The following is a 20,118-nucleotide window of genomic DNA, read 5'->3' on the forward strand; positions in this document are numbered from 1 at the left end:
TGCTGCCTTGGGACTGGAAGAAAACCCCTGTTCAGTCCGCGGCCTGATCGGGCCACCGCGCCAACGCGGTTATCCCGCGGCCCTCACCGGACGGTTACCTTCGCCCTCGCTTCAATCTTGTTCGTATTCTTCGACGTCCACTCGCAACCGCTAGCTGTGATCGACTATCGTCCCCAGCCAATAAATCGTTGCAGAGGGGGCAGCATGGCTGGAGGCAAAATCGGTTTTGAGTACACGGGTATCGGTGCCCTGTTACGCAGTGGGCGTCTAACTGTGCCTCCCAACCAGCGTTCGTACGCATGGGAAGAAGATCATGTGCTCGACCTTTTCACTGATCTCTCGGGCGCGATCAAGGACGGCGATACCGATTATTTTCTGGGAACGGTCGTCCTGACGGGCGAGGGAGTGCCGGACGTCTCTGATGGTCAACAGCGTCTGGCTACCACCTCCATTCTACTCGCCACGATACGCGACTATTTTCAGAAAGAGGGAAAGCCAAAGAAGGCGCGGCAAATCGATCAAGATTATCTACGCACGATCGACTTGAAAACGGATGAAACGAAACCGCGTCTTGGCCTCAATGCTGATGATCAGCAATTCTTCATCAATAATGTCCTTCTCGATGCAGAGGAAAGGACGGAGGTCGCGCCGCACGAGAACTTGAAGGAATCTAACCATCGCATTCTGCGCGCGGCTCAACTCGCTCAGCAGCATATCGCAAAAATAGTCGCCCCCTACAATCTCAAGGATGCCGAGGAAGTTCTTGTCCGTTGGGTCACTTTTCTGGACGAGAGCGCGAAGGTGGTAGTCGTGCGCGTCACCGACAGTGCTTTGACGTATCGTATGTTTGAGACGCTTAACGATCGTGGGCTTCGGGCTTCTCAAGCAGATTTGCTGAAGAATTACTTTTTCAGCAAGACAACCAAGATTGAGGAAGCCAATGCAAGATGGTCCTCGATTGCCGGCGCTGTTGAGTCAGTGGGCAGCGACGACCTACTTGTTACATATATACGTCATTTTTGGATTACGCAGCATGGCCCCACGAAGGAAAGAGAGCTAGCTGACAGCATCCGCAAAAAAATCTCCGGCGACCAGAAAACCAGAGACTTTCTGCGGCAGCTTGATGAGGCTGCACCCGATTACGTGGCGCTATTCAACCCCGGTCACAGCAAATGGAATAAGTACAAGGGCGTGGTAAGAACATACGTGCAGAACATCGATCAAGATTTAAAGGTCGAGCAAATCCGTCCCCTCCTCTTCGCCGTGGCAAGGAAGTTTTCTCCTGAGGAAGCTGTCAAAGCACTCAAGATGCTTGTTAGCTGGTCGGTCCGGTTTTTGATTTCGGGAGGAAGAGGCGGTGTTCTGGATCGCAATTACTCGCTACGCGCCCACGAAATTGGAATTGGGAAGATTACCAAAGCTAAGCAATTGCTTGCAGCGATGAAGGACCTGATCCCGAACGACGCAACATTTGAGGAAGATTTCAAGAAGGCGCGAGTGTCACAAGCGTTTTTGGCGCGCTACTATCTCCGAACTCTCGATCGCAAAATGCGTGGCGAAGATGAGCCGGAGTATGTTGCAAATCCCGAGTCCGACGTGATCAACCTCGAGCACGTAATGCCGAAAACGCCCAGCCAAGCTTGGAAGGTTGATCCCGAAGTTGCGGCAGCGTGCGAGCGCCGGATCGGAAACATGGTTCTTCTTCAGGCCACGAAGAATGTCGCGGCAGGAAACTCCTCCTTCTCCGACAAGAAAAAGACCTATCAGCAATCTAATTTTCTCGTCACCAAGGAGATTGCCAAATCTTCTGCTTGGTCTCTAGAGCAAATAAACGCACGACAAAGCAAGCTTGCCAAAATAGCCGTTAAGACTTGGCCGATAGGGTAATTATGGGACTGCGCGACGTTCGTCGCCTTGTAATGGCGCATGGGCTACTCCGTGGTTACGGGAGATGTCAGCGTATGCCATTTCCGCGGTGTCCAAGAAACTGCCGCTCCCGGACGCCGACACGATCAATCGAAGGTTTTAACAGCGGTTAACCCAGCTCAGGCAAGCTGCGGGTCACAAAAAGAGGGCAGGGCAAAATGGCGCTCGAACTGAAGAAGATATCTCCGGTCGAATTGCGTTCAGTTGGTCTGAACGAGAAGTGGCTACAGGAACAGATCAAGGCCGATACGACTATTCTCGGCCTCGGTGAACTCGACATCATCGGGAAAGAGCACAAACAGCAGCCCGGGGGGCGGATCGATTTCCTAATGCATCACGCCGACACTGATCTCTTCTATGAAGTCGAGATCATGCTAGGCACCCTCGACGAGAGCCACATCGTACGCACGATCGAATATTGGGACGTGGAGCGGCAGAGGCGGCCGCAATCCGATCACCGAGCCGTCATCGTGGCTGAGAACATCACCAGCCGGTTCTTCAACGTCCTCCGCTTGCTCAACCGCTCCGTCCCCATGATTGCGATCCAGCTGAGTGCGTTCAAGCTGGATGACAATAAGATCGTGTTGCACGCTGTAACCGTCCTCGACGTCGTTGAAGAGATCGTGGAGGAGGATGGCCCCGAAGAGATGGAGGAGACCGATCGGGCTTACTGGGAGAAGAAGCGCGACCCCGGGTCTATCTCTGTTGTGGACAAAATCGCCAGTGCTCTGCGAGCATTGGGAGTTGATTTGCAAATCGCTTACAACAAACACCACATTGCACTGCGTTCGACAGGCAAGAATTTCTGCTGGTTCCGCCCTCGGAAAACCCCGGGCTATTGCCATGTTGATTTCAAGCTCACTCCGGACGTTCGCGATCAAGCATTAGCCGCTATGCAGGCGAGGGGCATGGACGCGTCGTCACGAGGCGCGAGCCGCGTTACGTTCAGCATCACCAATAAGGCAATCGACGATCATCTTGAAATGGTCGTCGATGAGCTGAAAAAGGCGGAAGTTCTAAGCTTGTAGAGCGAGCGGTTAGTCATGACAATGATGGGCCAAGATGAGGTTGCGCAATATTTGAACGATCACGTGCAGCAATCATGGGATGCCGACGAAGATGATCGGGATTACTCAACGCCCGAAGAGATGATGACTTGGCCTAAAGACTATTTACGTGGGCGTCCGACAGCTTATCGGTCAGGAAACCCGAGAACTCTCCAATCATATTTGGAATTACGGTGACAGTGCACAAAACGTCCCAGGCCAGCATATTTATAATTGGCCGGACTGTGCTTGAATGGACCTACGGATGGCTATCGGGAGGCGAGACGTTAATGGTCGAAGACAGCGGTAAAGCCATACGGCTGGCGCGGGTCGATCGCCTGGCCGTCAACGTGTTCAGCGATACGGCCAAGGCACATCGCTGGTTGCGCAAGTCCAAGAAAGGCCTTGGGCGGCGAGACGCCGCTCGCTTACCTCGCGACGGAGGCGGGGGCGCGGGTCGTCGAGGAGATGCTGGATCAGATCGATCACGGCATTTGGGCGTGAGGCACTGGCGGATCTCCAATTTCGCCGGTCTGTCGGCGTGGTCGCCAAGTCGCCGGCTCACTGCGCCGGTCGGCATCGCCGCGACCAGCGCGACCATGCTGGCGGCCAGCGGCGGGCAGGTGCCAGTTTTGCCAGCACGAACGCGGCCGCCGGCATCGCCAGCAGTTTGAGCGCGCACGCCGCAACGATCAGCGAACGAAGTTAGCGTCTATGCCTGATCTCGTTGAGGTTGTGAGTGCGCGACATTAGCTCTGCTGGCCGTGTTCGGCTAGACCATGTTCAGCATTTGGAGTACCCTTTGGATACAGCAACATGTCAGCGGAGGTCCTCCGTGGAACATCGCGGCGTAAGCTTCTCGATCGTTGAAATGAGCTATTTGTCCGGTTGGCAGTGGACTGTCGGAAAGGGCCGTACAGTGTCAGTCGGTGTCTGTGCGACGAGGCGGGATGCGATTCGCCAAGCTCAGACCTTCATTGACGCGATTGTGGACTGGGCTGCCTAAGCGGCGCGGCGCTACTTCACCCCCGCCACCATCATCACCACCACCGGCAACGTCACCGCCGCCAGCAGCGTCCCCAGCGCCACCGCGCCCGACACCGGGTTCACCAGTCGCTGGTACTGAACCGCAAAAATATACGCGTTCGCGCCGGTCGGCATTGCCGCGAACAGCACGACCACGCCGGCAGCCGTCGGCGGCAGGTCGAGCAGCTTGGCCAGTGCGAAGGCGGCCGCCGGCATCGCCAGCAGTTTTAGCGCGCTCATGGCGAGGATGCCGATCTTCTCGCCCCTGACCTCGAACCGAAACAGGTTGATGCCGAGTGCGATCAGCGCCGCCGGCGATCCCGCCTGCGCCAGCAGTTCGATGGTCTTGTCGACGACGGGGTGAAGGCCGACGCCCGTGAAGCGCCAGAGCAGGCCGAGGCCGATCGCCAGCATGATCGGGTTGCGCGACAGATCCACGAGCACCGGCAGGATGACCGAGAGCGCCGAGCCGGTCTGCTTGCGGCTGACCCATTCCATTTGCAGCGAGCCGCAGAGCCAGAGCAGCGGCGTGTTCACCGACAGGATCAGCGCCATCGGCCCTGCGGCCTCGTTGCCCAGCGCCGAGAGCGTCAGCGGAATGCCGAGCATCACGATGTTGCCGTAGACCGAGCCGATCGCGAACACGACGCCGTCGTCGCGCCGCTGGCGCAGCAGGGCCGACAGCGCCAGTGCCGCGATCCAGGTGATCGCGAGCGCGCCGTAATAGGCGCCCCACATTCGCCAGGAGCTGACGTCGGAAAATTCCGACACGACGATGGTGCGGAACAGCAGGGCGGGGATGGCGATGCTGAAGGCGAATTCGGAGATGCCCTTGTGCGCGGTCTCGGAGACGAAGCGAAACAGCACCGCGGCATAGCCGGCCGCGATCAGGGCAAACACCGGCGCGACGATCAATACGGTGGCCATGCACCCCTCAACCTCACGGGGACATCAGCTGACCACCCCACACATCCTCGACGATGGCATCATGCCCCTGTTTTGCCCGACGAGTCAAATCGACTTCGTAAAATCCGTAAAGCGCAATCCGCGCTTGGACTTGGCTACTGTGCATGGGGTTGTTTTCGCGTTTTTTTGCCGGACGGCCGCTGAAGCCGCGGGCGGACCCGATCTCGCACGTCTTGCCAAAGGGTTGGCTGTCCGCCGCGGGATCGTGGCTGGTGCCGGGCTGCCGGCCTGTTGCCGAGAGCGCACAGCCATCGGGTTTCGCATCCCGGCTCGGTTGCCAACCAACCGGTGTTCACCCACTATCCGCTCCGACTCGACATTTGGGGGCATCGATGCTGGCGTTCCGTTTTCAGAAGTCCTTGGCTGCGGCCGTTGCCGGGATCGCCCTCGCCATCCTGGTCCACCCCGGCGCCGGCTTCGCCTACACGCCGGAAGAGCAGCAGGCCTGCACGCCGGATGCGATGCGGCTGTGCGGCGAGTTCGTTCCGAACGTCGACGCCATCACCGCCTGCATGATCCAGAAGAAGACGCAGCTCTCGCCGCAGTGCCGGGCGTTCTTCCGGCCGGGACCCGAGCCGGGCGAGGACCGCGCCGGCAAGCCGACCAGCATCGCGCCCAAAGCCGCCAGGAAGAGCACCAAGCCGGCGCCGAAGGCGGCCAAGACAAAGAAATCCAGCGAAGGCTGAACGGGGGGCTGCGTTCCCGCTTTGAAACTCGTCTCATCGGGCAAAAGCGCGAAAGCGTCTTGGCGTGGACGCCCCGGGCATTTGCGTGTCCGGCATCAGCTCCGCGACAGCCACCGGACTCCTTTTGTTCGCCTCCCGCGTGCGGACGCTTGCGACGATGACGAACGCGTTCGATGAAAGAGAGCTGCGAGAGGGAGTGCGCGGCGAGGTTGTATTCCATTTTTTCCCACGTCGCTGCTCAAAAAGCGCACGATCGCCGGTGTGAAGGGCGCTTCATTGCAGTTTGTGCCTTCGTCGCGCGAAGCAGTGTGACTCAAAAGCCAACACGCTTTGTTATTTCGTGGCTTCGACGCAACTCCCGATAAATTTTTCTTTCGCGAATCAGTGTGGTGATTCATTTTCGTCATCTGGGGTCAATCTGGAGGCAGAGGTATGAACGTTATTGTTTTTGCATCGCGTAAAGGTGGCTCGGGCAAGAGTACCCTGGCCGCACATCTCGCCGCGCAGATCAAGGCGACGAAGCCCATCCTGCTCGTCGATGCGGATCCGCAAGGCTCGCTCACATTGTGGCACAAACTGCGCGGCACGAACGAGCCGCCGATCAAGGCTGCCGTGAACTCGGTCAGCGGCATCGTCTCCGCTGCCAGGCGCGACGGTTATGAATGGGTGTTGATCGACACGCCGCCGAACCTGTCGGCCGTCGTCGACGACGCGATCCGCAATGCGACGATGGTGATCATTCCGGCGCGTCCCGGCGTGTTCGACGTCAACGCGGTGCAGGAAACCATCCAGATGTGCCGTGCGGCGCGCAAGCCCTATGCGGTCGTGGTCAACGGCGCCCCGGCGCGGCGCGACGAGTCCGAAAGCCCGATCGTCACCATCGCCCGCGAGGCGCTGGCGAAATTCCGTGCTCCGGTGTGGGGCGGCCAGATCACCAACCGTTCGGATTTGCTGATGGCGCTCAGCCACGGCGAAGGCGCGCGCGAGTATCAGGCCGAGAGCCGTGCGGCCCAGGAAATCGCAAGGCTGTGGGCGGCGATCGAGCGTTCCGTGAAGGCTATTCGCGGCACGGCGTCGGCATCCGGCGCAATGCACAAGCAGGCGGCATAATTTTCATAAATCATTCCCCGGACGAAAAACGCGCGGACGTCCGCGCGTTTTGCGTTTCTGGGCGAGCGCGATCCGGAAAAGTGTGCAGCGGTTTTCCGAAAAGATCGTGCTCAAAAAGTAAGAATGTTGGTCACGCCACCATCAGCATGTAGAACACGATGACCGGCGACAAAGTGAGGATCACCGACCAGATGCCGGCGGCCCAGAGAATGTCCTCGGTGGTAAAGCCCTGCTGTCCGGCGCCGTAATGCGACACCACTTCATTCTGAGTATTCACGAAACGCCCCCGCGATTTCTTCGCTTATGGACGTCAGTGATAGGCGGGATGTTTTAAGATTCCGGGGCGCAATTTCGTGGGCATTCGAACACAGGCGGTACCACGGATTAACCATCCGCGCGGTGCACGCTTCAGCCGGCCAGCCAGATGCGAAACACCAGCACCGGCATCAGGCCGAGCATCACCGCCCAGAACCCGAATGACGACACCACCAGAATTCCCTGCAAGAGATCGGCGGGCGCGAATTGGCTCGCGGCCGTAGGCCGGGTGCGATGCCCCATGGTTATTCCCCCTTTGGAAGACTTTGAATGAAAACGATAGGCGCGATTGCGTAAACGAGGCGTGGATGCGCTATGCCGCAGCAGCGAAGCCGATTGGGGCGAGGTTAACCACGGATTCCGCTCTCTCGCTCCCTCTCCCCGTTCTGACGGGGAGAGGGTGGGGTGAGGGGAGGGTAAGCAAGCTACGCCGCGACTTTCATTCGCCGCTCGATTTCGCGATCGAGCGCGGCGGCGAGCTCGCTGCCGACTTCGATCATCGGCAGGCGCACTTCGGGGCTGTCGATGAGGCCGCATCGCCATAGCCAGTACTTCGCCGGCGCCGGGCTCGGCTCGGCGAACAACAGGCGCGTCAGCTCCGCGACCTCGTGCCAGCGCGCCAGTGCCGCGTCGTGGTTGCCTCGCTTCAACTCGGTGTGCACAGCCGCAAATGTCGCGGTCTCGACATGCGCGGACAGCACGATGCCGCCGTCGGCGCCGTCGGTGAGTGCCTCGAGATAGTTCGCATCCTCGCCGGTGAGCACGCGAAAGCCCTTCGGCCGGTCGCGCAAGAGCGCGATGGATTGCTCGCGGCTCGCGCCGCAGTCCTTCAGCCCGACGATGTTGGGATGCTCGGCGAGCCGCAGCAGCGTCTGGTTCGTGATGTTGACCGAGGTGCGATAGGGAATGTTGTAGAGCGCCAGCGGCCAGGCGGCGTGATCGGCAAGCGCCTCGAAGTGCGCCAGGAGTCCGCGCTGCGAGGGCCGCACGTAATAGGGGCTCGCGATCAGATAGCCGTCGATCGGCCAGTCCGCGGTTTCATCGAGGCGATCCTTCAGCCGCGACGTATCCGCGCCTGACAGGCCGAGGCAGATCGGAATGCTGCGGCGGCCTGCGGCCATCTCGTCGCGCACGATGGCAACGAGGCGTTCGAGCTCGGCGTCCCTCAGCGTCATGCCTTCGCCGGAGGTCGCCCCCAGGATGAAGCCGTCGACGGCTTGCGTGCAGTAGTGCCGCGTCAGCCGCCGCAGCGACGTCTCGTCGAGGCGGCCGTCGCGAAACGGCGTCACCAGCGGCAGCCAGAGCCCGTGCAAATGATCTTGTAGGCCGGTCATGTTCCATCTCCTTCTCGTAAAAAACCTGAGACGGAGGGCACATCAAAAAACCCCGTCCAGGCGGCGGGGTTTTCGAAGAGTGCTTGCGATGACGAAGCTGGTCTAGCGCGCGCAACAATCCGAGGTCCCCGAATGGGGGCCTTTTTTCGAGGCGATTGCCTTCGCCAGGATTGCGCACGACTTCGTGATCATTCGCAAATGATGGGGGGTAGACGTGGAACTGTCAATACACGCAGAACGTGAAGCCGAACGGAACAAAAAAAAGCCGGGCTCAAGCGAGCCCGGCTTAAGGTATTGGCCACGTGAGGCCGACACAATCACCTTCCAAGAGGGATTACTGAACTCCCGCGCCACTGGAGGAGGGGGACAAATGCGCAACGCGAAAGCTCAGCGTGCAAGCAGTATGGGCTTGACGAGCGCCATGCATCAACCGTCCAAGCCGCATGTCAGACATGCGGAAATCAGGACGGCCAGCGCTGCGCCTTGCTCACTACGAAGTCGCGGAACACCTGCACGCGCGCGACTGTTTTCAATTCCTCGGGATAGACGAAATACGTGTCGAGCTGGATCGAATCCGATTCGCCGAACAGCTGCACCAGCCGACTCTGTTCTTCGATCAGATAATCCGGCAGCGCCGCGATGCCGAGGCCTTGCTGGCAGGCGCGCACGAGGCCGAGGATATTGTTGACCCTGAAATAGGCCTCGCGCGGACCGCTGCCGTTGCGGCCGGCCTCGACCAGCCAATTGCGGTTCTGAAGATGCGGCGCGAACGTGCCGTCGGAGAGCGTGATGATGCGATGGGAGTCGAGCTCCTCGAGCGTGCGCGGCGTGCCGAAGCGCTTGATGTAATCAGGCGAGCAATAGGCGTGGAATCCCATCGCGAACAGCTTGCGCTGGATGAGATCCGGCTGGGTCGGCTTGCGGGTGCGGATCGCAACGTCGGCCTCGCGCATCGACAGGTCGAGCTCCTCGTCGGTGACGATCAGCGAGATCCGAATCTCCGGATAGAGCGCGGTGAACTCGCCGAGCCGCGGGATCAGCCAGTTGATGCCGACGCCGGGCGTGGTGGTGATCTTGAGGTCGCCGCTCGGCCGCTCGCGGCTGTCGGTCAGCTTGGCGCGCGCCGCCTGGAGCTGCATGAACACGTCATGCGCGGTGCGGAACAGCAGGTCGCCCTGCTCGGTGAGGATCAGGCCGCGGGCGTGGCGGTGGAACAGCGAGACCGAGAGCTCCTGCTCCAGCGCCGAAACCTGGCGCGACACCGCCGATTGCGACAGGCCGAGCTGCTCGCCCGCATGCGTGAAGCTGCCCGCTTCCGCCGCCGCGTGAAACACCTTCAGCTTGTCCCAATCCATATCCGTAAATCCATCGCGTGTTCGAGGCATGATCTTTATTCCGCTGCCGCGCGCTCGCTGGCGCGCAGGGCCAAGAAACGTTCGGCTTCGAGCGCGGCCATACAGCCGAGGCCGGCGGCCGTTACGGCCTGGCGATAGGTCTCGTCGGCGACATCGCCGGCGGCGAACAGGCCGGGCACCGAGGTCGCGGTCGAGTTCGGGGCGACCTCGACATAGCCCGACGGTTTCAGCTTGACCTGGTCCTTCACGAGCTCGGTCGCCGGCGCATGGCCGATGGCGATGAACACGCCGTCGGCCTTCAGTTCGGTCAGCGCGCCGGTCTTGACGTTCTTCAGGCGGACATGGGTGACCTTGCCCGGATTCGTCTCGCCGCAGATTTCGTCGATGGCGTTCTCCCAGACAACCTTGATCTTGGGGTGCTTGAACAGGCGGTCTTGCAGGATGCGCTCGGCGCGGAAATGGTCGCGGCGGTGAACGATGGTCACCTGCGAGGCGAAATTGGTCAGGAACAGCGCTTCCTCGACCGCGGTGTTGCCGCCGCCGACCACGATCACGTCCTTGCCACGGTAGAAGAAGCCGTCGCAAGTGGCGCAAGCCGAGACGCCGAAGCCCTTGAAGGTTTCCTCTGAGCCGATGCCGAGCCAGCGCGCCTGGGCGCCGGTGGCGAGGATGACGGTATCGGCGAGATAAATGTCGCCGCTATCGCAGGTGAGGCGAAACGGCCGCTGCGAGGTGTCGAGCTTGATCACCAGATCGGTCTTGATCTGGGTCCCCACGTGCAGCGCCTGCTTCTCCATCTGCTCCATCAGCCATGGGCCCTGGATCACGTCGGCGAAGCCCGGATAGTTCTCGACATCGGTGGTGATGGTGAGCTGGCCGCCCGGCTGGATGCCCTGGATCAGGATCGGCTCGAGCATCGCGCGCGCGGCGTAGATCGCCGCCGTGTAGCCGGCGGGGCCGGAGCCAATAATGACGACCTTTGCATGGACAGGGGCGGGCATGTCGACGGACGCCTTTCACGGGGGATTGCAGCGCGGGCGCGGAACGTGCCGGGAGGCCTCGCGGAGGCGCTGAAATATCAGAGCTAATCTAAGCCTTCTGGTGAGCCATGCAAGAATTGCATTCCCTGTCGGCGGATTTTTCCAACAAGGAACAAAAGTCGATTGCGCTGCACGCGCAATAAAATTGCGCAATCGCTGCGGACTGGCTATGAGGATTGCCAGAAATTCACCCGATGCCCCCGCAAGGCCAGGAGTTCCAATCACGTGTCGCGGAACCTAGACGAGATCGACTTCAAAATTCTCGCCGAGATCCAGGCCGATGGTCGAATCACCAATGTCGAGCTGGCCAAGCGCGTCGGCATCTCGCCGCCACCTTGCCTGCGCCGCGTCCGGGCGCTGGAGGAGGAGGGCTACATCCACGGCTATCGCGGCCTCCTGGACGCCCGCAAGCTCGGCTTCGACGTCACCGTGTTTGCCGCGGTGCACCTATCCAGCCAGGCCGAGGCGGATTTGCGCGCCTTCGAGGAGTTCGTCCGCGCCGAGCCCCTGGTGCGGGAATGCTGGATGCTGTCGGGCGAGGTCGATTTCATCCTGAAATGCGTCGCGCCCGACATGGCCACCTTCCAGGATTTCGTCACCCACCTGACCGCGGCGCCCCATGTCCGCAACGTCCGGACCTCGCTGGTGCTGCATAACTCGAAATACGAGGCGGCGGTGCCGCTGGACGTGAAGGGACGACGCTAAGGCGGTCGGACCGAGCGCTGCTGTCACCGCGACGCCGGTGCGCTCCCTCTCGCGCAAGCAGGAGAGGTGCAGCGAGTCCGCGGCAACACGCAGAGACAAAAAAGGCCGCGCGAGGCGCGGCCTTTTTCAATTCGTCATCACGCGGCAACGGCAAATCCCTACCGCCACTCCACCTTGGTGATCTCATACGCCTTGGCGCCGCCGGGGGCGTTGACCTCGACGGTTGAGCCCTTCTTCTTGCCGATCAGCGCGCGCGCGAGCGGCGAGGTGATGGAGATGCGGCCCTTCTTGGCGTCGGCCTCGACCTCGCCGACGATCTGCCACACCGCCTTTTTCTCGGTGTCCTCGTCGACCAGCGTCACGGTGGCGCCGAACTTGATGGTGTCGCCGGACAGCTTCGAGATGTCGATGATATCGGCACGCGCGAGCTTGTCCTCGAGCTCGGCGATGCGGCCCTCATTGTGGGACTGCTCTTCCTTCGCGGCATGATATTCCGCGTTCTCCGACAGGTCGCCGTGGGAGCGCGCCTCCGCGATATGCTCGATGATGCGCGGACGGTCCTCCGACTGGCGCTTCTTCAATTCTTCCCCGAGCGCGGCAAACCCGCCCGCTGTCATCGGAACCTTTTCCATCTTCTCTCTCGTCCTTCGATCGTGCGCTCCAAAACGCGGATGGGCGCCCGCAACCTTGATTGGTCGGTCTTCCGGGGCCTAAGACAGGGCCGCCGGAGGTTGACAGATAGGGGCTGGGCAACGGAACAGAACTACCCCACGACCGGACAGTTCCTCCGGCCATTGTGGCTTCATCGCCAATCACTTAGCGGAGGCTTTGCCCCGCCGATGATCAGGTGTCCGAAAAATAGCTCTGCAGGGTACGAACCTCAAGGTCCCCGCCCAGATAGGCCCGGATGCCCTGCGCGGCCGCCACGGCCCCGGAAAGAGTGGTGTAATACGGCACTTTATGCAAGAGGGCCGCGCGCCGCAGCGACCGGCTGTCGGCGAGTGCCTGCGGGCCTTCGGTGGTGTTGAAGACGAGCTGGACGTCGCCGTTGGTGATGGCGTCGACGATATGCGGCCGTCCCTCCAGCACCTTGTTCACCTTCTCGGTCGGGATGCCCTGGTCAGTCAGGAAGCGGGCTGTACCCGAGGTTGCCAGCACCTTGAAGCCGAGCGAATGCAACTCGCGAACAGCCTCGGCGATGCGCGTCTTGTCGCTCTCGCGCACCGAGACGAACACCGTGCCCTTGCGCGGCACCCGCGTGCCGCCGCCGAGCTGGCTCTTGGCGAACGCCACCGCGAAGGAGCGGTCGATGCCCATGACCTCGCCGGTCGAGCGCATCTCGGGGCCGAGCACGGTATCGACGCCGGGGAAACGCGCGAACGGAAACACCGATTCCTTCACGCCGACATGCTTGAAGTCCGCCTTCTTCAGTTTGAAGTCGGCGAGCTTCTCGCCGGCCATGATGCGCGCTGCGATCTTGGCGACCGGCGTGCCGACCACCTTGGCGACGAACGGCACCGTGCGCGAGGCGCGCGGGTTGACCTCGAGCACGTAGATATCGCCGTCCTTGATCGCGTACTGCACGTTCATCAGGCCGACGACATCAAGGCCGAGCGCGAGCTCGCGCGTCTGCCGCTCCAGCTCCCCGATCATCCTGGCATCGAGCGAGTGCGGCGGCAGCGAGCAGGCGCTATCGCCGGAATGGATGCCGGCTTCCTCGATGTGCTCCATGATGCCGACGATGAAGGTGTCCTTGCCGTCGCAGAGGCAGTCGACATCGATCTCGGTCGCGTCAGACAGATAGCGGTCGAACAGCAGCGGGTTCTTGCCGAGCACGGTGTTGATCTGGCCGGTCTTGTCGTTCGGGTAGCGCGCCTTGACGTCGGCCGGCACCAGTTCCGGCAGCGTGCCGAGCAGGTAATCACCGAGCTGGTTCTCCTCGCGGATGATCTGCATCGCGCGGCCGCCGAGCACATAGGAGGGGCGCACCACCAGCGGCAGGCCGAGATCGGTTGCGACCAGGCGGGCCTGCTCGACCGAATAGGCGATACCGTTCTTCGGTTGCTTCAGGCGAAGTTTGTCGAGCACGCGCTTGAAGCGGTCGCGGTCTTCCGCAAGGTCGATCGCGTCAGGCGAGGTGCCGAGGATCGGCACTTCGGCGGCTTCCAGCGCACGCGCCAGCTTCAGCGGGGTCTGGCCGCCGAACTGCACGATCACGCCGTGCAGCGTGCCGTTCGTACGCTCCTTCGCGATGATCTCCAGCACGTCCTCGGCGGTGAGCGGCTCGAAATAGAGCCGGTCGGCGGTATCGTAGTCGGTCGACACCGTCTCCGGGTTGCAGTTGACCATGATGGATTCGTAGCCGGCGTCATGCAGCGCGAAGCAGGCGTGACAGCAGCAATAGTCGAACTCGATGCCCTGGCCGATGCGGTTCGGGCCGCCGCCGAGGATGATGACCTTCTTCTTGTCCGACGGCGTGCTTTCGTCCGCAGGCACACCCGCGAACGGCGCTTCGTAGGTCGAATACATATAGGCGGTGGGCGAAGCGAATTCGGCCGCGCAGGTGTCGATGCGCTTGTAGACAGGGCGGACACCGAGCGCGTGGCGCTTCGCCGTCACCTCGGCCTCCGTCGTCTCGGCGAGCACCGCAAGCCGTGCGTCGGAGAAGCCCATGGTCTTGAGCGATCGCATGGCGAAGGCGTTGCCCGGCAGGCCGTTCCTGCGGACCTTCTCTTCCATTTCGATGATGCCGCGCATCTCGCTGAGGAACCACGGATCGATCTTGCAGGAGTTGAAGATGTCCTCGTTCGACCAGCCGAGCCGCATTGCCTGGGCGACCTGGAGCAGCCGGTTCGGCGTCGGCGTGCCGAGTGCGGCGCGGATCGCGTTCTTGTCGTCGCCGCGGCCGAGGCCCTCGATCTCGATCTCGTCGAGGCCGGTGAGGCCGGTTTCGAGCCCGCGCAATGCCTTCTGAAGGCTTTCCTGGAAGGTGCGGCCGATTGCCATGACTTCGCCGACCGACTTCATTGACGTGGTCAGCGTGGTGGAAGCGCCGGGGAATTTCTCGAAGGCGAAACGCGGCACCTTGGTGACGACGTAGTCGATGGTCGGCTCGAACGAGGCCGGCGTGGCGCCGCCGGTGATGTCGTTGGCGATCTCGTCCAGCGTGTAGCCGACGGCAAGCTTGGCGGCGACCTTGGCGATCGGAAAGCCGGTGGCCTTCGAGGCCAGCGCGGAGGAACGCGACACGCGCGGGTTCATCTCGATCACGACCATGCGGCCGTCTTCGGGATTGACGCCGAACTGCACGTTGGAGCCGCCCGTCTCGACGCCGATCTCGCGCAGCACCGCCAGCGAGGCGTCGCGCATGATCTGGTATTCCTTGTCGGTCAGCGTCAGCGCCGGCGCGACCGTGATGGAATCGCCCGTGTGCACGCCCATCGGATCGAGGTTCTCGATCGAGCAGACGATGATGCAATTGTCTTTCTTGTCGCGCACGACCTCCATCTCGTACTCTTTCCAGCCGAGCACGGATTCTTCGATCAGCACTTCGTTGGTCGGAGACGCGTCGAGGCCGCGCTCGATAATGTCGAGGAACTCTTCCTTGTTGTAGGCGATGCCGCCGCCGGTGCCGCCCATCGTGAAGGAGGGGCGGATGATCGCGGGCAGGCCGATTTCGGAAAGCGCCATCAGCGCCTGTCCCAGCGCATGTTCCTGATAGCGCTTGCGGCGGTCGCTTTCGCCGAGCGTCCACTGCCGCTCGAGTTCTGCGAGCGCTGCACCGGAGGCCTTCGCGCGCTCCGCCTGGTACTTGTCGCGGAAGGACTTCTTCAGGGCGGAGGCGTTGGCGAGCCGCGACTTCGGCGTCTCAAGCCCGATCTTGGTCATCGCCTCGCGGAAAAGCTGGCGATCCTCGGCCTTGTCGATCGCGTCCGCGGTGGCGCCGATCATCTCGACGTCGAACTTCTCCAGCGTGCCCTGCCGGCGCAGCGACAGCGCGCAGTTCAGCGCGGTCTGGCCGCCCATGGTCGGCAGCAGCGCGAAGCCGCCGGGAACGACGTGGCGTTCCTTCTCGATGATTTTTGCGACGATCTCGGGCGTGATCGGCTCGATATAGGTCGCATCCGCCAATTCCGGGTCGGTCATGATGGTGGCCGGGTTGGAATTGACGAGGACGATGCGATAGCCCTCTTCCTTCAGCGTCTTCACCGCCTGGGTGCCCGAATAATCGAACTCGCAGGCTTGGCCGATCACGATGGGACCGGCGCCGATGATCAGGATGGTGGTGATGTCTGTACGTTTGGGCATCAACTCTCGCCGGACTGGAAGTTGGGCACAAAAAAAGGGCGCGCTAGCCGCGCGTCCCTGAGCCGAGAGCGCGGGGGTCTCCCTCGCGCGCGGGTGGGTCTTAGACCAGTTTTCAGGGCGGCGAAACCCCGAAAAACGCCCATCAACCGGCAATTTTGACGGGTTTTGGCCGCGCCTGCCAACCTCGGGCGAGATGCACCAGAAGCGAGGCCGCAACGCTCGATCCGCCGATCCAGCCAAGGTCGGTCGGCGAGAGGGTCGCCAGCACCGTCCCGCCCAGCGCCCCGCCGATGGCGAAGCCGAGATACATCGCGGAGGCGTTGAGCGAGAGTGCGATCATCGAGGCCTGCGGCTCGATCCGGATGATGCTGGCAATCTGGGCCGGATAGAACGCCCAGCCCGAGATGCCCCAGAGGAAGATCGCGCCCAGCACGGCGTAATGCGCCTGACCCGGCATCAGCTTCAGGACCAGCGAATGCAGGATCAGCGCGCTCGCCATGCCGGCGAGGCCGAGGGCTGCGGTCGCGCGCGTGCCGAACCGGTCTGCCAGAATGCCGCCGAGCATATTCCCGATCGCCGCCGCGCCGCCGAACACCAACAGTGCGAGGCTGATCTGCGTGGCATCGAAGCCGAGGCCGCGCAGCGGGACGGCGAAATAGGTGAATACGGTGAAGCCGCCGAGCGCCCATAGAATCGTGATCACAAGCGCGACCAGCACGTGGCTGTGGCGCGCCACTGCAAGCCGTTCGCTGAGAGAGGCTGTGTTTCGCGGCAAACCGCGGGGCAGCCCGAGCAGAAGCCCGGCAAGCGCCACCGCGCCGATCAGGGCAACCATGGCAAAGGTCGCGCGCCAACCGAACAGGCTGCCGACGAGATTGCCGAGGGGAACACCGACGACGGTCGCAACCGTGAGGCCCGACGTGACCAGCGCCACCGCGCGGCCGCGCCGTTCGGGCGCGGCAACGGCTATCGACACCGCGAGCGCCGTCGGCATGCACAGCCCGGAGCCCAGCGCCATCAGCATGCGTGAGGCCAGCAGCAGGGCGTAGCTGGACGCCACCACCGCCGCGAGGTTTCCGGCGATGAAGGTCGACAGCGCCAGGGCCAGCACGGTGCGGCGGTCGATGTTGTTCAGCGTCACCGCCAGGATCGGCGAGCCCACCGCATAGGTGAGGGCGTAGGCGGTGACCAATTGGCCCGCGGCCGAGACCGAAATCGACAGGTCGGTGGCGATTGCCGGCAAAAGCCCAGCAATGACAAAGCCTTCCGTGCCGATCGCAAACGCCGCGAGGGCCAGCCAGAACACGCTCATTAGAACAAAATCCCTATGTTCAACGTTTATTGAACTATGAATGTTGAGGTGTAGGAGTCAATTGGTTCAAGAACTATTGAACATGTTGGCCGCTTCGCTATGATTTCGGACCATGAGCCGCACGCCCCTTCATCCCACCCGCGAGCAGATCGAGCTGCCGATGGTTCTGGATTGCCTGAGCGATCCGATCCGATTGGCGATCGTCTACCAACTTGCCCAGCAGGAACGTGTCAGCAGCGAACTGCGCTGCGGTGACTTCTACGCGCTCAGCGGCAAGTCCAATCTCGCCTACCATTTTGCCAAGCTGCGCGAATGCGGCCTGATGCTGACGCGCGTGGCGGGCACGAACCGCTTCATGCGGCTCCGCCGCGAGGATCTGGACGCACGCTTCCCCGGCCTGCTCGATGCGGTGATCAGCTCCGCGGCGAAGGATGCCGATCGGCTTCAGCTGCTGTCCGACTGCGAAATGGTCGCCGCGGACCGAAACTGAGATGATTGCGCGCGGCGTCCGATTTGCCCGGCAGGTCAATGCCTTCAAGATCCAGCGAGCATCGCGCCGAAAGTCACCGGCTACTTTGCATACGGGTTGTTTTCGAGATCTTGTTTTGGTCGGGGCCGACCGAAGCCCGGCTTCGTCCTTCGGGCTTCGCCGCGGCGGCCTTCGCTAGGATAGGGCCTGCCGAGCCGAAGTCGGCGAAGGCTGGAGACCCGGCCTGGATTTGAACCAGGATAAAGAGCGATGCACCGCCCTCGCGTAGACGCTTCCGCCACCGGGCCGCGCTGATCATTGCCGATCGGCGTGTCACAAGCCACCTCAGGCAATCGTTATGCTTAACGGAGCAGAGGCGGCCGCGCGATGAAGGTCATGCGCCAGCGATTATGGCCGATATTGGTGTGGGCGCGCTGGGCAGCGAAGCCGGCCGCGGTCAGCTTGGCGACGATCTCGTTCTCGCTGTAGCGCTGAAGTCCGATGCGCGTGCGCAGATGACGGTAATCAGACAACGCGGTGCTGATCAGCCCGATCAGAGCATCCTTGAGGAAGCCGTGACGCAGGCCGAAACCGAGCAGCGCCATCACGTCCCTGATCATGCCGACATTGGGCTGCAAGATATCTCCGAGTACCAGCTTGCCGGATGGGGTCAGCAATCGCCTGATGTTGATCAGCGCGGCATCGAGCTCCTCGCCCGTCATATATTGCGCGACCGAGTTCATCACCGCGAGGTCGATGGACTGGTCCTGCATCTTGCGGATGTCGTCGAGCGAGCGGACGCGGATCTTGGTGTTCGGGGCATACCGCGCGATCAATCGGCCGCGCACGCCGGGGGCAGGCTCGGCCAGAATCAGCTTGCCGCAGGCCGCGGCCACCTGGCTCGCCGACAACGCCTCACCGCAGGCATAGTCGAGCACGGTCGCATCGGGCGATGAGATGTAGCCGATGATGTCCCGCGCGATGATCTGGAAGTGCAAATCGCGATGCAGCTTGCTGACATAGATCGTATGCGTGGAGTCGTAATAGTCGATCCAATCGTCCATGGTATCGAGGGCCCCGGCCAAGCGGTTCCGTTAAAGGAACAGGCGCTGCCCGCCTGCGTTAGGGGTGCGGCGGCGCGCCGTCAATGTCAGCGTCCTAACAGGAAGGTTTCCCGTGAGCAAAGCCCCCAGCAAGGTCTCGCCCGACCTCGACACTCCCACCGATCTGTCGCCCCAGGCGGTCAACAAGGTTTCGGAGGCGCTCAACGTGCTTCTGGCCGACGCCTTCGCGCTGTATCTGAAGACCAAGAATTTTCACTGGCACATCAGCGGCCGGCATTTTCGCGACTACCATCTGCTGCTCGACGAGCAGTCCGATCAGATATTCGCGACCACCGACCAGCTCGCCGAGCGGGTCCGCAAGATCGGCGGCGTGACGCTGAAGTCGATCGGCCAGGTCGCCAAGCTCCAGACCATCAAGGACAACAACGAGGACTACGTCCCGCCGCGCGAGATGCTGCGCGAGCTGATGCAGGACAACAAGCATGTCGCAGCTGCGATGCGCAAGGCGCACGATGTCTGCGACGAAGCCGGCGATGTCGCCAGCGCCAGCATCCTCGAAAACTTCATCGACGAGACCGAGCGCCGCACCTGGTTCCTGTTCGAGGCCACCCGCCAGGAAGGCGGCAACGAGGCGTAGGGGCACGGTGCCGTAGGGGGCAAAGGCGCGCTCTTGCGCGCCGTGCCCACCAAGTATCCTTACGGCTTAAGTCGATTGGTGGGCACACTTCGCTTTGCCCACCCTACGGCATCGCGCTTGTAGCTACCGCCACAGCCGCATCATCGCACCATCCTTGCCCGTGACCGGATCGGCGGGCGGCAGCGCCACCTTCGGAATCGTCGTCAACGCCCTGGCGTGGTTCTCGGGCGTTGCTCGCGTGATCTCCATCTTTGCGCCCGGCGGGTAGGCGCCGATCACGCAGAAATCATCGCTTGCGTTGATGCATTGGTGACCGGTACCGGCGGGCAGGATCGCGACGTCGGCCGACTTGATCTCCAGCTCCTGGCCATGGTCGCCGCCGAAGCGGACCCGCGCGCTTCCCCGCGCAACACCGAGCACCTCATGCACGGTCGCGTGGTAGTGCAGATAGTCGTAGACGCCATTGCGCCACGTGCCGCCCCAGCCGTTCGCTTCGAACAGGTTTTCGATGGTCTCTTCAGGGCGCTCCGGATCGAGCTTCACCGCGCCCTGGTAGACCAGGAACGGGAGGACGTTGTTCGGCACGAGCCCGTCATCCTCAAACACGATGGAGAGCGGTTCGGCGTTGTCGCGGACGACGGACATGGCGGGGCTCCTGCGTGAGCGTAGCAGGGATCAACGAGGGGTGAGAGACGATGTTCCTCACTCGGTGGTCGTTCCGGGGCGACGCGCAGCGTCGAGCCCGGAATCCATTTCGCCGCTGAGCGTGCTGTCTGATGGATTCCGGGCTCGCGCTACGCGCGCCCCGGAATGACAAAA

At 62.1% G+C, this 20,118-nt stretch carries 19 protein-coding genes; 8 read left to right on the forward strand and 11 right to left on the reverse strand.

All coding sequences use genetic code 11. The features are described 5' to 3' along the window. Positions 1–204: 204 nt before the first annotated feature. From IVA80_RS35595 to IVA80_RS35605, 3 genes are all read left to right on the forward strand, one after another. The gene (locus IVA80_RS35595; protein ID WP_247439783.1) at positions 205–1,887 is read left to right on the forward strand and encodes a DUF262 domain-containing protein; all 1,683 of its coding nucleotides are present in this window, start codon (positions 205–207) and stop codon (positions 1,885–1,887) included. Between the two features lie 197 nt (positions 1,888–2,084). Then, positions 2,085–2,954 (forward strand): hypothetical protein, encoded by an 870-nt coding sequence (locus IVA80_RS35600; RefSeq protein ID WP_247439784.1) that lies wholly within the window; start codon positions 2,085–2,087, stop codon positions 2,952–2,954. 393 nt (positions 2,955–3,347) lie between these two features. Continuing rightward, positions 3,348–3,476, forward strand: coding sequence for an MbcA/ParS/Xre antitoxin family protein (locus IVA80_RS35605; RefSeq protein WP_346348059.1), 129 nt, complete (start codon positions 3,348–3,350; stop codon positions 3,474–3,476). Positions 3,477–3,989: 513 nt separating this feature from the next. Here the strand turns inward: IVA80_RS35605 and IVA80_RS35610 are convergent. Further along, positions 3,990–4,925, reverse strand: coding sequence for an AEC family transporter (locus tag IVA80_RS35610; RefSeq protein WP_247439786.1), 936 nt, complete (start codon positions 4,923–4,925; stop codon positions 3,990–3,992). Between the two features lie 371 nt (positions 4,926–5,296). Here IVA80_RS35610 and IVA80_RS35615 point away from each other — a divergent pair, with 371 nt between their 5' ends. Together IVA80_RS35615 and IVA80_RS35620 are read left to right on the forward strand one after the other, a co-directional pair. Further along, positions 5,297–5,650, forward strand: coding sequence for a hypothetical protein (locus IVA80_RS35615; RefSeq protein WP_247439787.1), 354 nt, complete (start codon positions 5,297–5,299; stop codon positions 5,648–5,650). 432 nt (positions 5,651–6,082) lie between these two features. Next, a complete protein-coding gene (locus IVA80_RS35620) occupies positions 6,083–6,760 on the forward strand; it encodes a ParA family protein (protein ID WP_247439788.1) in 678 nt (225 codons plus the stop codon). Between the two features lie 130 nt (positions 6,761–6,890). Here the strand turns inward: IVA80_RS35620 and IVA80_RS35625 are convergent, their stop codons facing one another. The 5 genes from IVA80_RS35625 to trxB form a co-directional block, all read right to left on the reverse strand. Next, complete coding sequence (locus IVA80_RS35625) at positions 6,891–7,037, reverse strand: hypothetical protein (protein ID WP_247439789.1); 147 nt, start codon at positions 7,035–7,037, stop codon at positions 6,891–6,893. A gap of 131 nt (positions 7,038–7,168) precedes the next feature. Further along, positions 7,169–7,318, reverse strand: coding sequence for a hypothetical protein (locus IVA80_RS35630; protein ID WP_247439790.1), 150 nt, complete (start codon positions 7,316–7,318; stop codon positions 7,169–7,171). 182 nt (positions 7,319–7,500) lie between these two features. Beyond that, positions 7,501–8,409, reverse strand: coding sequence for a 4-hydroxy-tetrahydrodipicolinate synthase (locus IVA80_RS35635; RefSeq protein WP_247439791.1), 909 nt, complete (start codon positions 8,407–8,409; stop codon positions 7,501–7,503). Positions 8,410–8,870: 461 nt separating this feature from the next. Continuing rightward, complete coding sequence (locus IVA80_RS35640) at positions 8,871–9,794, reverse strand: LysR family transcriptional regulator (protein WP_028172837.1); 924 nt, start codon at positions 9,792–9,794, stop codon at positions 8,871–8,873. A gap of 5 nt (positions 9,795–9,799) precedes the next feature. Continuing rightward, entirely contained in the window at positions 9,800–10,765 is a 966-nt protein-coding gene (gene trxB / locus IVA80_RS35645; protein ID WP_247439792.1) for a thioredoxin-disulfide reductase, read from the reverse strand. 264 nt (positions 10,766–11,029) lie between these two features. Between trxB and IVA80_RS35650 the strand changes: the two genes are divergently transcribed. Then, positions 11,030–11,509 (forward strand): Lrp/AsnC family transcriptional regulator, encoded by a 480-nt coding sequence (locus IVA80_RS35650; protein WP_247439793.1) that lies wholly within the window; start codon positions 11,030–11,032, stop codon positions 11,507–11,509. A 158-nt stretch (positions 11,510–11,667) separates the two neighbouring features. Here IVA80_RS35650 and greA read toward each other — a convergent pair whose 3' ends face one another. The 3 genes from greA to IVA80_RS35665 all read right to left on the reverse strand — a co-directional run bounded on the left by greA (position 11,668) and on the right by IVA80_RS35665 (position 17,129). Then, on the reverse strand, positions 11,668–12,141 hold the full coding sequence (greA, locus tag IVA80_RS35655) for a transcription elongation factor GreA (RefSeq protein WP_027534300.1): 474 nt from the start codon (positions 12,139–12,141) through the stop codon (positions 11,668–11,670). Positions 12,142–12,352: 211 nt separating this feature from the next. Beyond that, the gene (gene carB, locus IVA80_RS35660; protein WP_247439794.1) at positions 12,353–15,817 is read right to left on the reverse strand and encodes a carbamoyl-phosphate synthase large subunit; all 3,465 of its coding nucleotides are present in this window, start codon (positions 15,815–15,817) and stop codon (positions 12,353–12,355) included. Positions 15,818–15,959: 142 nt separating this feature from the next. Further along, entirely contained in the window at positions 15,960–17,129 is a 1,170-nt protein-coding gene (locus IVA80_RS35665) for an MFS transporter (protein WP_247439795.1), read from the reverse strand. A gap of 112 nt (positions 17,130–17,241) precedes the next feature. Here IVA80_RS35665 and IVA80_RS35670 point away from each other — a divergent pair, with 112 nt between their 5' ends. After that, on the forward strand, positions 17,242–17,619 hold the full coding sequence (locus IVA80_RS35670; protein ID WP_247439796.1) for a transcriptional regulator: 378 nt from the start codon (positions 17,242–17,244) through the stop codon (positions 17,617–17,619). Between the two features lie 341 nt (positions 17,620–17,960). On the opposite strand, the gene IVA80_RS35675 is transcribed toward IVA80_RS35670, so the two are convergent. Next, the gene (locus IVA80_RS35675; protein ID WP_247439797.1) at positions 17,961–18,662 is read right to left on the reverse strand and encodes a class I SAM-dependent methyltransferase; all 702 of its coding nucleotides are present in this window, start codon (positions 18,660–18,662) and stop codon (positions 17,961–17,963) included. Positions 18,663–18,774: 112 nt separating this feature from the next. On the opposite strand from IVA80_RS35675, the gene IVA80_RS35680 reads away from it, so the two are divergent. Beyond that, the gene (locus tag IVA80_RS35680) at positions 18,775–19,299 is read left to right on the forward strand and encodes a DNA starvation/stationary phase protection protein (protein ID WP_247439798.1); all 525 of its coding nucleotides are present in this window, start codon (positions 18,775–18,777) and stop codon (positions 19,297–19,299) included. A 123-nt stretch (positions 19,300–19,422) separates the two neighbouring features. On the opposite strand, the gene IVA80_RS35685 is transcribed toward IVA80_RS35680, so the two are convergent. Beyond that, complete coding sequence (locus IVA80_RS35685; protein WP_247439799.1) at positions 19,423–19,944, reverse strand: hypothetical protein; 522 nt, start codon at positions 19,942–19,944, stop codon at positions 19,423–19,425. Positions 19,945–20,118: the final 174 nt, after the last annotated feature.

Origin of the sequence: Bradyrhizobium sp. 139 (genome assembly GCF_023074175.1) — a bacterium.
In the GTDB taxonomy this organism is placed as follows: domain Bacteria; phylum Pseudomonadota; class Alphaproteobacteria; order Rhizobiales; family Xanthobacteraceae; genus Bradyrhizobium.

Excerpts from the sequence above, each read along its gene's own strand:
- IVA80_RS35595 (WP_247439783.1), top strand. The coding sequence starts at position 205 with ATGGCTGGAGGCAAAATCGGTTTTGAGTACACGGGTATCGGTGCCCTG.
- IVA80_RS35600 (WP_247439784.1), top strand. The coding sequence starts at position 2,085 with ATGGCGCTCGAACTGAAGAAGATATCTCCGGTCGAATTGCGTTCAGTT.
- IVA80_RS35610 (WP_247439786.1), bottom strand. The coding sequence starts at position 4,925 with ATGGCCACCGTATTGATCGTCGCGCCGGTGTTTGCCCTGATCGCGGCC.
- IVA80_RS35615 (WP_247439787.1), top strand. The coding sequence starts at position 5,297 with ATGCTGGCGTTCCGTTTTCAGAAGTCCTTGGCTGCGGCCGTTGCCGGG.
- IVA80_RS35620 (WP_247439788.1), top strand. The coding sequence starts at position 6,083 with ATGAACGTTATTGTTTTTGCATCGCGTAAAGGTGGCTCGGGCAAGAGT.
- IVA80_RS35630 (WP_247439790.1), bottom strand. The coding sequence starts at position 7,318 with ATGGGGCATCGCACCCGGCCTACGGCCGCGAGCCAATTCGCGCCCGCC.
- IVA80_RS35635 (WP_247439791.1), bottom strand. The coding sequence starts at position 8,409 with ATGACCGGCCTACAAGATCATTTGCACGGGCTCTGGCTGCCGCTGGTG.
- IVA80_RS35640 (WP_028172837.1), bottom strand. The coding sequence starts at position 9,794 with ATGCCTCGAACACGCGATGGATTTACGGATATGGATTGGGACAAGCTG.
- trxB (WP_247439792.1), bottom strand. The coding sequence starts at position 10,765 with ATGCCCGCCCCTGTCCATGCAAAGGTCGTCATTATTGGCTCCGGCCCC.
- greA (WP_027534300.1), bottom strand. The coding sequence starts at position 12,141 with ATGGAAAAGGTTCCGATGACAGCGGGCGGGTTTGCCGCGCTCGGGGAA.
- carB (WP_247439794.1), bottom strand. The coding sequence starts at position 15,817 with ATGCCCAAACGTACAGACATCACCACCATCCTGATCATCGGCGCCGGT.
- IVA80_RS35665 (WP_247439795.1), bottom strand. The coding sequence starts at position 17,129 with ATGAGCGTGTTCTGGCTGGCCCTCGCGGCGTTTGCGATCGGCACGGAA.
- IVA80_RS35670 (WP_247439796.1), top strand. The coding sequence starts at position 17,242 with ATGAGCCGCACGCCCCTTCATCCCACCCGCGAGCAGATCGAGCTGCCG.
- IVA80_RS35675 (WP_247439797.1), bottom strand. The coding sequence starts at position 18,662 with ATGGACGATTGGATCGACTATTACGACTCCACGCATACGATCTATGTC.
- IVA80_RS35685 (WP_247439799.1), bottom strand. The coding sequence starts at position 19,944 with ATGTCCGTCGTCCGCGACAACGCCGAACCGCTCTCCATCGTGTTTGAG.